Source organism: Gilliamella sp. App6-5 (assembly GCF_001690525.1).
GTDB classification, from domain to species: domain Bacteria; phylum Pseudomonadota; class Gammaproteobacteria; order Enterobacterales; family Orbaceae; genus Gilliamella; species Gilliamella apicola_H.
The window spans coordinates 1-13,793 of sequence record NZ_LZGT01000094.1 but is presented as its reverse complement, the minus strand read 5'-3'; the positions used below and the strand labels follow the sequence as shown (position 1 = coordinate 13,793).

13 protein-coding genes and 2 pseudogenes are annotated in these 13,793 nt (G+C 35.2%); 3 read left to right on the top strand and 12 right to left on the bottom strand.

Annotated elements, in window-relative coordinates; genetic code table 11:
* Position 1 precedes the first annotated feature (1 nt).
* Positions 2-493: a macrodomain Ter protein MatP gene (gene matP, locus A9G24_RS11200; protein WP_065639087.1), complete on the bottom strand. Its 492-nt coding sequence runs from the start codon at positions 491-493 to the stop codon at positions 2-4.
* Between the two features lie 148 nt (positions 494-641).
* Between matP and A9G24_RS11195 the strand changes: the two genes are divergently transcribed.
* The gene (locus A9G24_RS11195) at positions 642-2,324 is read left to right on the top strand and encodes an amidohydrolase (protein WP_065639086.1); all 1,683 of its coding nucleotides are present in this window, start codon (positions 642-644) and stop codon (positions 2,322-2,324) included.
* Between the two features lie 166 nt (positions 2,325-2,490).
* On the opposite strand, the gene A9G24_RS11190 is transcribed toward A9G24_RS11195, so the two are convergent.
* Complete coding sequence (locus A9G24_RS11190; protein WP_141673152.1) at positions 2,491-2,745, bottom strand: hypothetical protein; 255 nt, start codon at positions 2,743-2,745, stop codon at positions 2,491-2,493.
* Between the two features lie 473 nt (positions 2,746-3,218).
* On the opposite strand from A9G24_RS11190, the gene A9G24_RS11185 reads away from it, so the two are divergent.
* Positions 3,219-4,580: an APC family permease gene (locus tag A9G24_RS11185; RefSeq protein WP_065639084.1), complete on the top strand. Its 1,362-nt coding sequence runs from the start codon at positions 3,219-3,221 to the stop codon at positions 4,578-4,580.
* 120 nt (positions 4,581-4,700) lie between these two features.
* Here the strand turns inward: A9G24_RS11185 and A9G24_RS11180 are convergent, their stop codons facing one another.
* The 6 genes and pseudogenes from A9G24_RS11180 to A9G24_RS11155 form a co-directional block, all read right to left on the bottom strand.
* Positions 4,701-4,964: an HPr family phosphocarrier protein gene (locus A9G24_RS11180; RefSeq protein WP_065639083.1), complete on the bottom strand. Its 264-nt coding sequence runs from the start codon at positions 4,962-4,964 to the stop codon at positions 4,701-4,703.
* Between the two features lie 88 nt (positions 4,965-5,052).
* Positions 5,053-5,328 (bottom strand): annotated as a pseudogene (locus tag A9G24_RS11175) (CDP-alcohol phosphatidyltransferase family protein); the annotation flags it as partial.
* A 220-nt stretch (positions 5,329-5,548) separates the two neighbouring features.
* The gene (locus tag A9G24_RS11170; protein ID WP_065639081.1) at positions 5,549-6,262 is read right to left on the bottom strand and encodes an epoxyqueuosine reductase QueH; all 714 of its coding nucleotides are present in this window, start codon (positions 6,260-6,262) and stop codon (positions 5,549-5,551) included.
* Between the two features lie 293 nt (positions 6,263-6,555).
* The gene (locus A9G24_RS11165; RefSeq protein WP_065639080.1) at positions 6,556-7,746 is read right to left on the bottom strand and encodes an ABC transporter permease; all 1,191 of its coding nucleotides are present in this window, start codon (positions 7,744-7,746) and stop codon (positions 6,556-6,558) included.
* Positions 7,743-8,903 carry an ABC transporter permease gene (locus tag A9G24_RS11160; RefSeq protein WP_065639079.1) on the bottom strand — a complete coding sequence of 387 codons (1,161 nt, stop codon included), beginning with the start codon at positions 8,901-8,903 and terminating at the stop codon, positions 7,743-7,745. Before A9G24_RS11160 ends, A9G24_RS11165 begins: the two co-directional genes overlap by 4 nt.
* Before the next feature lie 42 nt (positions 8,904-8,945).
* Positions 8,946-9,923, bottom strand: coding sequence for an HlyD family secretion protein (locus A9G24_RS11155; protein ID WP_065639078.1), 978 nt, complete (start codon positions 9,921-9,923; stop codon positions 8,946-8,948).
* 590 nt (positions 9,924-10,513) lie between these two features.
* On the opposite strand from A9G24_RS11155, the pseudogene A9G24_RS11145 reads away from it, so the two are divergent.
* Positions 10,514-11,596: pseudogene (locus A9G24_RS11145) on the top strand (IS3 family transposase).
* 4 nt (positions 11,597-11,600) lie between these two features.
* Here the strand turns inward: A9G24_RS11145 and A9G24_RS12735 are convergent.
* The 4 genes from A9G24_RS12735 to A9G24_RS11135 form a co-directional block, all read right to left on the bottom strand.
* A complete protein-coding gene (locus A9G24_RS12735; protein WP_141673151.1) occupies positions 11,601-11,828 on the bottom strand; it encodes a hypothetical protein in 228 nt (75 codons plus the stop codon).
* A complete protein-coding gene (locus tag A9G24_RS11140; RefSeq protein WP_065639077.1) occupies positions 11,788-12,201 on the bottom strand; it encodes a hypothetical protein in 414 nt (137 codons plus the stop codon). Before A9G24_RS11140 ends, A9G24_RS12735 begins: the two co-directional genes overlap by 41 nt.
* Positions 12,202-12,522: 321 nt before the next feature.
* Positions 12,523-12,657 carry a hypothetical protein gene (locus A9G24_RS13200; protein WP_255307249.1) on the bottom strand — a complete coding sequence of 45 codons (135 nt, stop codon included), beginning with the start codon at positions 12,655-12,657 and terminating at the stop codon, positions 12,523-12,525.
* A gap of 124 nt (positions 12,658-12,781) precedes the next feature.
* Complete coding sequence (locus A9G24_RS11135) at positions 12,782-13,639, bottom strand: IS3 family transposase (RefSeq protein ID WP_065639076.1); 858 nt, start codon at positions 13,637-13,639, stop codon at positions 12,782-12,784.
* Between the last annotated feature and the right edge of the window lie 154 nt (positions 13,640-13,793).

Below are 13,793 nucleotides of genomic sequence, written 5' to 3'. Positions count from 1 at the left end.
ATTAAACCTTTCTATTCTGTTGTTTGTATTCTTTACTATCTGGCTTCGCATCTAGGAGTGATAGTAAATCATCTTTAATTGTTGTTACTTTCGTTGCATATTGCTCTTTCTGCTCTGCATCCTCAATGAGTTGCGTAATGGTTTGTGACAATGTGCATCCACGGCGTTTGGCTAAATTAGCTAATCGTTGCCAGACTAAAAATTCCAAATCAATGGACTTCTTTCGAGTATATTGCTGTTCTGCATTAAAATGCCTTTTCCGTTTTGCCCGAATGGTTTGCTTCAGGCGATTATCTAAATCGGGATTTAAATGCTCTTTTATCCAATCAACGACACCAGTTGGATTATGTTCTAGTAACAATAATGCATTGACAGCATGCTCAGCGGCGCTTTTTTCGACATATCGAGTAATTAGTTCACCCTCTAAATGCCTTTTTACTAAATAGTGCCACTTCCAACCGCATTCAAGGTTTTCTAGTTGTTGATATTTCATTGGTTCATCTTGTGACGCTGTAACTAAAATAGAATATTTGTAGCATAATCTGCTCACACAATAAAGAAAATTATTGCATTTGACAAATTTTTTATAAATCTGCTATCGTTGACCTTTCATTTTGATCTTTATTTAAGGAATCCTCATAATGGCTAAGGCAGATGTTATTTATATTAACGGCTATATTTACACCGCAGACAAACAAGATAGTGTCTGCGAGGCAATAGCAATCGAAAATGGCTATATTATTGCAACTGGCACTACGCAAGAGATAAATAACAATCACTATGTTGATAATCACACAACCATTTATGATCTGCAAGGTAAAACGATGATGCCAGGAATCATTGATTCGCATCTACATACATTTTGGGGCGGAATGCAATTATCCTCTTGTAATTTAAATTATCAAAGCTTAACTATTGATGATACTTTAGCTATTATTCAAACGCATTTAGATAAAGATTTGACAGATAACAGCACAAACTGGTTACAAGTTCGAGGGTGGCTGCGCCAAGAAGTGTTGCCAATCGGTACTGATATTACTCGCTTTGATCTTGATCGGCTCAATACAAAACGCCCTGTTATTTTGTTTTCTAATGACTGCCATACTTTAGTTGCCAATAGCATTGCTTTAGAGAAATTTGGTTTAGATAGAAACACCCCTGAACCAACCGATGGAAAGATTGGTCGTACTGATGACGGTGAATTAAATGGCATATTAGAAGATGCCCCGGCTATGCGTGCGTTTGACAGCATTTCTAAACTCACCGATGAACAAGCTGTCAACATTGCTAAATTATCGCAAGCAGAACTCAATAAACAAGGCGTTACTGCTGTTATGGATGCTCGAATTACCGAAACCCAAGCCGAGGCATTTTTAACACTACAACAACAAGACCAACTATCGATTCGCTTATTTGGTGCGCGTGAATTACCGCCAGATGATGTATCCTCAATTGAAGAAATTCCAACTCTCCTTAACAAAGTAAAACAGTTCGCTGCACGTTACGACGACAAAAACTGGCAACCAAAGCCCGGTATTAAAATTTCGCATACCAAATTATTTGTAGACGGTGTAATGCAAGCACCATTAATGACAGCACGTTTACTTAAACCATACAATTTGGCCGACGAAAAAGATCGTTATGGTGATCTTTATTATTCAACTGAAATGTTAGATTCTCTAATTCTTGAGTCAGCAAAAGCAGGATTTCATCCACATATGCATACTGTTGGTGAAGGGGCTATCGAAGTTGTACTTGATGCCATTGAAAAAATGCGTAAGGCATTACCTGATGCCGATATTCGTCCAAGCACTGCGCATAACGAACTAAGCGCACTACACCAATTTACCAGATACAAACAATTAAATGCTTGTGTGGTCTTTTCATTTCAATGGGCAGGATGCAGTTCGGCAATGGTTGAGCAATATCAAACCCTGTTTGGCCCAGAACGTTATAACGGTTTAGAAGCACACGGGCAATATATTGATGCAGGTGTAACATGTGCTTTTGGTAGCGATTGGCCAATTGATCCATTAAATGAATGGTACGATTTCCAAATTGCAATGACTAGACAAATCGATGCCGATCATCCTCGATTAAACAGTGATCGCAATCTAACCGCTATTGAAGTATTACGTAGCGCTACTATTAATGCCGCATATGTATTAAAACAAGATGAATACATAGGGTCAATTGAAAAAGGTAAATTTGCTGATTTGATTATTTTAGATCGCAACCCATTTACCATTCCAGCCACCGATATGCAAAATGTCAAGGTATTAACAACGATTGTGGGCGGTAAAATCGTTTATCAACAAGCATAATTTAAACTTTATGTCTTTAATTTACAAATTGCTACACCAACCATGATTGGTGTAGCATAGGTTATTATTTAGACTTTAGTCAAATTGAGCAACTACTTCGGTTTCCACAGCTGTTGGTTTCGTGAAATGGAAGATAGCGGCAATAATTAATGCGCCAATAAACATATCAATGACATATCATGCTGCCGCATTTGGTAAATGCTGTCGCCGCTTTACTACATGGTTCTCCCATATCTAGCGCCGCTAATACTCCGATACCAATACCTAAAAATGCGGCATTAACCTCAGACATACCTTTTAAAGTTGCGACCATAGCTTTAATAAACCAATCGAGTGGATAAGATAGCCCATCAATATAAAATGGCACCATCACTAATATCGTCACGGTAGAAATAACCATCACAGGCATAATCAATGCCATTACTGGGTTGACTTTAATCGTTTTCAACCATTAAATTGATAACTGATGGTTTTGAGTAACAACATCTCCAATTAAATCAACTGGTAAAACAGGGATTGACTGCATAAATTAATCCTTTTACTGATAATCGATTATTCGCAATAACTCAATTTTCACTCTACTTGGATTACTGATAAAATATACAATGATTTATTTGCTCTGACACTTATTTTGTCTAATAAATAATAGAGCTGGATCACAAATATGCAAATAGATCCTTAACCGTTTAACCAAATACTCTAAATTAAATTAGACTAAAATCATTAATAACATGCTTTAAAGGTGATAATTTGTTTGCTTTAGTATCATTTTACTAAAAATTAACTTGCATAATTATCACAATATGGCAGAATTCCCTGCCGCTTTAAGCGGGTAAAAAGGCAAAACTATACTTAGTAGTTTTTTATTGTTTTTTGGGACAGAGGAGCAAAGTCATGTCCGCAATAAAAATGAAACGAGTTTTAACCACACCTGCATTGATTGCATTTGGTTTAGCTTATATGGTTCCTTTAGGGATCTTTACCACTTATGGGGAAGTGACAGTATTAAGTAACGGTCACTTACCTATAGCCTATATTATCACCCTAGCTATGATCTTTTTTACAGCATTAAGTTATTGCCGAATGGCAAATAAGCTTCCAATTGCTGGTTCTGCCTATTCGTATGTTCAACGTACGTTTGGTGGAAAAATTGGATTTTTGGTGGGTTGGGCACAAATCCTTGATTACCTATTTTTACCAATATTAAATTATTTGGTACTAGGTATTTATCTTAACGAAGCATTTCCTAGCGTTCCTGCGTATGTATTTGTACTTGGATCATTGATTGGTGTTAGTCTTTTAAATTATCTGGGTATTAAGTTAATTAATTCGGTAAATTTCACTTTAATTATTGTTCAGATGATTTTTATTGGGTTATTTATATTTTTGACTTTAGTTAATGTGAATTTAACCCCTGAAGCAATGATAAAACCACTACAAGTCAATGCAAGTGATTTTAGTGGTTTAATGTCTGGTGCAGCAATATTATGCCTTGCTTTTTTAGGATTTGATGCCATTGCCACCTTGGCAGAAGAGTCTAACGATGCTCAAAAATCGCTACCAAGAGCCATTATCTGGACTGTTCTTATTGCTGGTTGTATTTTTTTAGTGGTTTCTTATTGTGCTCACTTAGCTTATCCTAAATGGAGTGATTTTATCGATAATAAAGATACTGCAAGTTTAGATGTGGTTCGTCAAGTTGGTAATCTCAGCCAATTAGGTAGTAATTTTATGTATAATTTCTTCCAAGCGGCATATTTAACTGGTGTCTTTGCATCGGCAATGACAGCTCAAACGAGTGTATCAAGAATATTCTATGCCATGGGGCGTGAAGGTGTGTTACCTAAACAAATCTTTTATAAGATTCATCCACGCTTTAGAACCCCTTACTTGTCGATTATTTTTGTCGCCTGTTTTTCATTACTGTCATTGGTATTAGATCTTAGTTTAGTTGTTTCAATGATCAGTTTTGGTGCTTTAGTTGCATTTACCTTTGTTAATTTATGTGTAATTAAAAGCTATTTAGGTGATACCAAGACAAAAACAGTCTCCACCCTATTCAAATATGGACTGTTACCCGCCATTGGCGTTTTACTCTCACTATGGTTATGGACAAGTCTTGATGCGACAGCGATGATTGTTGGTTTAGTTTGGTTGGCAATGGGTTTTCTTTATTTACTTTATCTTACCCGAGGATTTACGCGTTTGTTACCTTCGATTGATCATAAAGAACTACATTCGATCATCAAAGATTAACCATTCAATTAGATAAATATGTCTACTATAAAGTATTTAGTTAACGCCTTCTTTACAATTCCGTCGACTATCGTCGACGGAATAAGTTTCTTAAAAATGATTACGAGATTAACTCAGCAGTTATTCGCCAAAGCCTGTTGCGAATAACTCACGGATTTCGTCCATTGCTGCTTGTTCGTCTTCACCATCACAGATGATTTCAACAGTTGAACCACCTTTTACGCCTGCACCAAGTAATCCCATCATACTTTTTAATTTGATAGCTTTATCATTATAAACAAGCTCAATTGATGATTTATAACGACCAGCTAATTTAACTAGTGTTGTAACAGGGCGTGCATGCAAGCCAGTTGAATTTTTTACTATCATTTGCTCTTTTAACATAATAAAGTCCTTATCTATATCTTAACATTAAAACAATATCTGTATTTATATCATAAATTAAACTATTTTGCTCATTTTTTACATGGGGATTTGTATATTCATTCACATAATTTGATTTTTGGTGATATTCTCTAGCTAACATCCCATCAATCGCATTCAGCGCCATACGAATAAACATCCATAAAGGAATCAATACAAAAATCCATTGATACTGTGCCAATAATCCAACAAATAAAGCAACAATGATAGAGCCAAAACATGCCGCTAATGTTACCTGATTAGCAGTAATATTGGCATCATGAAGATAAATTGCATAAGGCCTGAGGAATGCTTGGAATTTAGGTTTTAATTGATAAATTGACAACACATTATAATCCTATCAGTTTAACGCACTATGTTATATTTATATAAATATAACATAGATATACGATTCAAACCTATTATATTTATGCATACCTTTAAAAATAGTAAATAGCAAATTGGATATATTTTCAATCAATGCTATTTACAAGAAGTTTTAGGTTATACAAATTTTTGAAGTATGATTTTATAGTGTAGATTCAAACAGTAAAAACAACTCATTGCTATTTTTGCAATCCTTGCTTAGCAAGCTTAATCACGTTTTTCAAATCAACGCCTTGCGCTTTAGCCGCAAAAATACAGCCACAATAACATTGACGATACACATCATACTCTTTACAAAGTTCAATTGAACGTTTATAACCATTGTTCTTTTTAAAATCAGAAGGAAGGTAATTGACCGAAAAAATTTCTTGGATTTCAAATCCTAATTCATTAATTTTTTGGCTATTTTTTTTTGGACTAAGGGTTAATGCACTAGCAAAATAATCAAACCCTAGTTCTTGAGCCTTAATTGCCGCTAAGTCTAATCGCATTTTATAACAAATATGACAACGTTCACCACCTTCTGGCGCATCACGCAAGTGCTCAACCTTTTTGATAAACTCTGCTGGCTGATAAGGCGCTTCTAGAAATTGAACGTTATGCCCCGTTTTTTGATTAAAATCAGCAATAAATTTTTGCTGTACCGCACTACGATATTCATATTCAACTCGAGGATGAATATTAGAATTAGCAAAATAGATCGTAATATCGGCATATTGAGCCAAATATTCAAGAACATAAGTACTACACGGAGCACAGCAGCTATGAATTAATAACTTTGGTCGCGCTGATTCTGCCTGCCAATTAGCAATCACCTCTTTTAATACAGAATCATAATTTACTTTATTATGTGGATTTAATTTTTCAAGAATGTTTTTAGCATTGATTAACATGGGAACTCATTTATATTTAATTTTGTTTTCTATTTTATTGTTTTAGTTAACTAAGTTTTTAGTCGACCGACTATAATATAGCGATATCCACAAGCCTTCAAGATGAAGACTGAAATTTTATATTTGAATCTATAGATAATTGACGATATTTAATTTAAATGATTAGCTTTTATCATAAAGCTAAAAGATAAATCGGGATAATCCAATACAATAACACATGGCAAGCCTAATAATTGGTGTTGAAACATTCCTGCTTAAGTTTGATTAGTTATGATAAATAAAACAACCCTATTTTATTTTTCTTCCCTAACATTTGCAGACATTGCCTTTTGAATGTTTCGTTTCTCAAGAATGAATGCAATACCAAAATAGATAATCGTTAATATCCATAAATGCCAATATTGTGGACTAAATTCAGAAAAGCGGGCTCCCATTTGATTAATTTTTACCGAACCTACTATAGCAGGTACCGCTGGGAATATATCGCCAATCAAGTGAAACAAAGGAGGCATTAATTCTTTTGGCCAAGAAAGCCCTGTAACAAAAAATATCACCATACTTGACGGTATAATTAAGCAAAAAACATCACTCACCGTATGGACAAAATGTGATACAACTTTACCTAATAATGCCGTAGAAAAAATAAAAGGAATAATAAACGACAATGAAACAACAAGATGACTTAGGCGTGGTAAATCATACCAATAATTCGCAAATACGGTATACATCATAAAATAGATCAGGTAAAGCATTAGATAAGTGAGTAATTTACCAAGAAGTAGTAATAATGCTGAAGATGCCGCATCGTTCTGTTGGTTAATGAAAGTTATTTCAAAATCAGAGTTTTTGCTAAATAGACGACATAAAATGCTGCCAATAAGCAATGTTTGATATAAGATCAAAATAAAAGCAGCAGGAATAACATAGGTTGCATAGCCTGATTGAGGATTAAATAAACTTATCAACTGACTATTAAACGGTGAAACACTATTGGTTGCTACAGCTGGATCAACGCCTTGCGCTATTTTTCGCGAAATGGAAATTTTAGCACCAAAATTGCTAGCAACGGTATTAACCGCGGTGGCAACGTTACTATAAATTAAAATATAACTAGCATCACCATAATATGAGATAGGGCTCGTTTTACCCTCTAAAATATGTTGCTGAAAACGATAAGGGATCAGCACTACCCCATAGATTTTACGCTCTTCAATCAATTTTTTAGCTGTCTGTAAATCCGCAATATGTAAGTTTATGTTAATGGATTTATTAGCATCAAGTTGTCTAACTAACTCTCGACTATAATTAGTATTATCTTGGTCAATCACAGCGATCGGAACATCTCGTATCGCTTCATGTAAATAAGGTTGTGGATAAAAGAAAAAATAGATAAAAATCCCGACAAACATGACGCTGGCTATCGCTTTATTTTGGAAAATACGTTTTAGTTCTTCATAGGAAATTAATAATAAAGATTTAATCATATTAACCGCCTACGGATTTTTCGTAAATGAAGAGTAATAAGTAATGCCATAACGCTAAACTGGATCAATAAATAAACAAAGGGTTCTAACGAAGTTATCATATTTGGCGCTCGTAATGTTTGATCAAGACGAATCTGTATATACCATGTCACAGGCAATAAAGCGCCCCAAATATAAGCAAAAGTATTCATAGCAAGACGAGGAAAAATCAGACCAGTAAACCCAAAACTAGGAGAAGCGACTAAGCTTGCACTACCATAAGCTTGTGCTAGGGTTGAGCCAGTTAAACCAAAAAAAATTCCATATAAACATGAAGTCAGTGTAAACCCAATACCGCCAAGCATCAGCAATATAAAATGTCCATTTAATGGTAAATTAAAATAAGTGATTAAAACTGTATCAAATAAAATCAGACAAAATAAAAAATAGAGAAAATATGGAAGAATACGCCCTAATAAAAAGATAAAAATATTCTGATTAGCGAGTTGTAAGACTTGCTGATAACTCGTTGCAGCAAAGCGATCTCGAGTAACACTGGTAACCATTGCCATCATAATAATAATCTGCAAAATCGTAGGGATTAAACCATTAATTAAGGTATAAAGATAATTTAATGTAGGATTATATAAAGGATGTAAACTAGCTGGAATAGTTTGCATTTGACTTTGTGCTACCGGTGAAGCCATTCCTTTTTCTAATAATCCTTGCAGTACTATTTGGCTATTAGCTGTTTTCAATGCAGAGCTCATCGCCCGAAAAATAATCGTTCCCGCCGACATATACTGATTATTATAAAAAGCGACCACTTCTGGTTGATGCCCTGCGATAAGATCTTTTTCAAATTCTGGTTGAATAAAAAGCACAGCATAAACTTCCCCCTTGATCAACGCATGTTTGGCTGACGAAAGATCTTGATAACGTTCAGCGACTTGTAGCTGTGGTGAAGCTGCCACTTGTTGAATTAATGCACGCGATGATTGCGTTGTATCTTGATCAACAACTGCGACAGGTATCTGGGTAATTACACCAGCATGATACATATAAAGAAATAAAAAAATGAATAATAAAGGATAGATGAAAACTAATAAAAACAAAAAACGTTGTTTAATTAATTTACGAAGTTCCCATCTAATCACTTCTAATAGCGAGTGAGACATCAGTGCCCTTTCCTTTTGTGTATAATCTCCATATTATTTATGTTAGTGAGATTGCCACTTTGTGGTAACACTCATTCCAGGACGAAGACCAGCCACATTATTAATTGGTTTTGCACGCATTTCAAAAGTTTTTAAGTCAAAGTCACCCGTCGCTTTAGTCGCTTGCCAATTTGCATATTGACCTAAGGCATTTAATACGGTGACTTTTACATCAATAACTTGATTATTTAATGCCGGCACTTTAACTTGAAACGTATCACCGACTTTAAGATTTCCTAGCAAATCTTCGCGAATATTAAAAGTAAACCAAATATCATTTAAATCTATAATAGAATAAAGTGGCGTGCCTGGACTATACAGTTGTCCAGTTTCGGCTACTCGAGTTGTAATTTGACCACTAATAGGGGAAACTAAAGTTAATTCATTGACATCCGCTTTTACTTGTAACAACGCCGCTTCTGACTGTTCCACCTGCGCATCGGCTAATTTTTTCTGTTCTACACTACTACCATTTTCGGCTAATTCCAAATTAGCTTTAGCGGCTTCATAGGCCTTAATCGCCGCTTGATATTGATTAAAAGATTCATCATAACTTTGCTTTGAAACCGTTCCATTTTGAGCTAAACGATTAATTCGTTCATAGCTTGTTTGTGCTAAAACTAAATCTGAATTCGCTTTATCTAACTGTGCCTTTTGCACATCAATGGTTTCTGGCCTAGTACTATAAGTATTATCACGGCTCGCCATTGTCACTTTTAACTGTGCTTCTGCCGTTGCAAGCTGTGCTAATAATGCTGGATTTGAAAGGGTAAGAAGCACATTACCTTGTTTAACATTATCTCCAACATCATAATTAAATTGAACCACTCGCCCCTGCACTCTAGCTGCAACATCAACACGGCTAGATTCAATTTCACCTTGTAATATAATGGTGCTCGGCTGGTTAGCAAAATATATAATAATAACCATAGCAATAACAGCAATGATCGCTACAATCAAAGAAAGACGTTTTTTATGCATAAATTGTGCTTATAAATGATTAGAGTAAAACTAGAATAAGATTATTGGCAATAATATAAAGGCAAATATTAAAATGCGCAATAAAATATAGCGTTATATAGCTGTGATTTTTAAAAATCATTGGTGTTGAGCTAGTGATAAACAATTACTTATATATCCTTTAAAATCAATTTATTAAAATCTTTTTTCACTATTTATGATAATAAAAAATAGGCAAACACACCATCAATACTATTGTCTAATTCACCTTCTAAATTATTACACAATTTTGCATCATTCCAAGATCAATAAAACTATCTAAAACAACATTCCTTGTAATTATACAATAAAATAAATAGTATAATTTATTCATTATAAACCTCGTTGTTAATTCATTTTGCCACTAAAGATGTCACCAATCGAATAACCATTAACATTGATATATTTATAAACCACTCTCTATCTCCGATTGTTTCGGTAACATCGATATGCTTTTCTTCGTACTTTCTTATCCGTCCTGTACCATTAGGATAATAACTGTAACTATCCCCTAAAATAGTACAGCAAAAAAGTAGAAAATTCTCTATGATAAAAGTAAAGGGGATTTAATGATGAAAAAAATGACTGAACATCAAATCGTCGCTATTTTAAAAGAAGCTGAAGCAGGTATTCCTGTCAAGGAACTCTGCCGTAAATAGGGCATGGGGAATTCAACTTTCTATAAATGGCGGGAAGAATACGGCGGAATGGAAACTTCGGATATTAAACGTTTAAAGGAGCTTGAGGCCGAAAACCGTAAACTTAAACAGATGTTTGCTGAGCTCAGTTTAAAATCTCAGCTTCAGGAAGAAATCATAAAAAAGCTTTAGTGCCAACTGGGGCACGTAAAACGTGGGCACAGCAACTACAACAAAATCATTTGGTTACTATTGCTATGAGTTGTGCCATTGTTGGCTTAAGCCGTTGTGCTTACTATTATCAACCTAAGTTACAGGATGATTCGGTGATTGTTTCGGTGTTGAATGCTATCACAGACCGGCATTTACGCTGGGGCTTTCCCAAATGTTTTAATCGCATCAGAAAGCTTGGCTATAAATGGAATCATAAACGGGTATATCGGGTGTATTGTGAGTTAAAACTTAATATTAGAGCTAAACGTAAAAAACGTATCCCCCCAACGAACACCAGAAAAGCTATTGGTTCCTAATAAACAAGGTGAATGTTGGTCAATGGATTTTATGAGTGATAGTAGCTGTAATCAACGTCGCTTTAGGACATTCAATGTCATCGATGACTTTAATCGTGAGGTGTTAGGTATTGATATTGCAGTAAGCTTACCGGCAGGGAGAGTTACCCGTTACTTAGATAAACTGGCCGAATATCATGGGTATCCATTAAAAATACGGGTCGATAATGGGCCAGAATTTACAGGAAAAACCTTTATAAACTGGGCTAAATCACATGATATAACCATTGATTATATCCAGCCCGGTAGCCCATATCAAAATGGCTATATTGAACGATTTAATCGTACCTATAGCACTGAGGTACTCGATTTATATCTTTTTAACAACTTAGCACAAGCAAGGAGAATAACCGAAGAATGGCTAACGATTTATAACACCGAAAGACCGCATGAGGCATTAAATAACATGACACCGATTGAGTATAAAACATTAAAACAGGCAGCTTAATTTTCTACGTAAGTTGTGTACTAAGTTTGAGGTATTTACACTTTGAATTAAATAACGTCCTTTGTGGGTTGTCTAAAGGCTCATGCCAAAGTTTTGTTGTTTCAATATTAAAATAATCCATCATCGCTACCGGATGAATAAACCATGCCTTGCCGTCTGCGGATAGATTGGACAGTTTAGGGGTATTGGCATCAGTGTTTGCGGTTGGGTTTTGAGCTTGTGCCTGTGCCACTTCTTTCCACCACAGTTGACGGTTTAATGCGTTGCTCTTTTTCCAATTGCCAGTTGTTTTTGACATGCTCGTGGGCTTCGTCCAATTTTTTCATGGCAAAGTCTCGCTGATAGGGCTCGGTTATGCCGATTTTATTTAATCCCACTTCAATAAGCTCTTGCGCTCTTGTTTTCGTGTTGACCCAGCCTTGTATCAGTTGGTTTTCTTTGTTCCCTGTTTTAATATATCGCCAGACTGAATCTGGCGTGGCATCATCAACTGCTGTAAAACTTTCACTATCAAGTAAATCCGTCCGTGGGTATTCAACAGTATTGTATTCAATTACTGACGATAAATTATCTAAAGATAATGGAAATTTATCCCAGTGAAGCAATTATCCCATCTTTTTGATTTAGATATAAAACGTCTTTTGATGCTATCCAATAATGTTTGTTTTCAACCACGAAACGGATGATTAATGTGGTATGCGATGCCATTGTATTATTATTATCAACCAAGTCGACTTCATCCGGTATATCAGTAATAGTTAATTCTGGAAAACCTTTTTTATATTGGTTAATTCTTTTTTATCTTCAAATATTACACGATACTTTTGTTTTTCACCTTTCATTTCTCGGGTTTCATGCTCTATAGCATCTACCATTTTTTCAATGTCAGCATTAAAAGAAATACGTGATGAAGTGTTTGCTAATAATCACAATGTATATTCTGGTTTGACTTTAACGTAATAATGACTCGTATCACTGACAAATTTTATCCCCCGACCTTGCTGGTAAAAACCAGTTGGTTTAGATGCTTGAATTAGTTTTGCGTCTTCTTCCACTAACAAAATTGTCTTTTTTATTTCTGGTAATTTATCTGCTAATACTCAGATATTATTGATAAATTCAGGTAAATAATCATAGGTAAAGAGTTCTATGTGTGCTAAGTTTTATCTGATCCTCGCCAAAATATTAGACAGTGCCCACCTCTATCATTTTTTCGTTTTGGTAATATTGTTGTTCATATTGTTCAGGTGATACCCAGCCATTAGCTGAATGACGGCGTATCCGATTATAATAGATTTCAATATATTCAAATAGTGCTTTATTAGCCAGTTTCCTCGTTTTGTAGTAACAGTCATGAATAATGTGTGTTTTGAGTGTATGAAAAAAACTTTCAACAACCGCATTATCAAAGCAATTTCCTCTTCGACTCATGCTTTTCCTGAGTCCATATTGTAACAATAACTGCTTGAAATCAGCACTGCAATATTGGCTTCCTTGGTCACTATGAATGAGTACATTTTTAGGAAAGTGACGCCGAAATAAGGCTTGTTTTAATGTATTACACACTAAATGACGGTCTATGTAGCGACTCGTTTGCCTAGCAATTACTTTTCGTCCATATAAATCGATAATCACCGACAAATATAACCACCCTTCACCCGTTTTAATATAAGTAATATCGGTTACCCATGTCGTATTTGGCTTATCAGGGTTAAATTGCCTATTTAACGTGTTGGGCGCAATATTGCGATGAGCCGTGTCTGTTTTATACTTGAATTTACGTGCTGCTTTACTCCGTAATCCCAATTGTTGCAAAACACGGCTAATTGTCCTTTCTGAAACTTGATAGCCCGCTTCCCTAACATCATGAAGCAGGCTTGGCGCACCCAAACGGGCCTTATGTTGCCAATACTGCTTTTTAATATACTCGCTGAGTTTGGCTGATTTGTTTGCTCTTTTTAACCAAGCATAATAACCCGATGAACTGACACCAAGTAATGAGCATATCTTAGTAACGGGATAGCAGATTAAATGATTTTTCATATAAGCGTACTTCACCGACTTGGATTGTTGATGAAGTACACATGCGCCTTTTTTAGTATATCATTGGCCATTTTCAGTTCTTTAATCTCTTTTTCTAACGCCATAATCCGCTGTTGCTCAGCCGTTAACTCTCGACGGCTGGTTTTATTCGGGG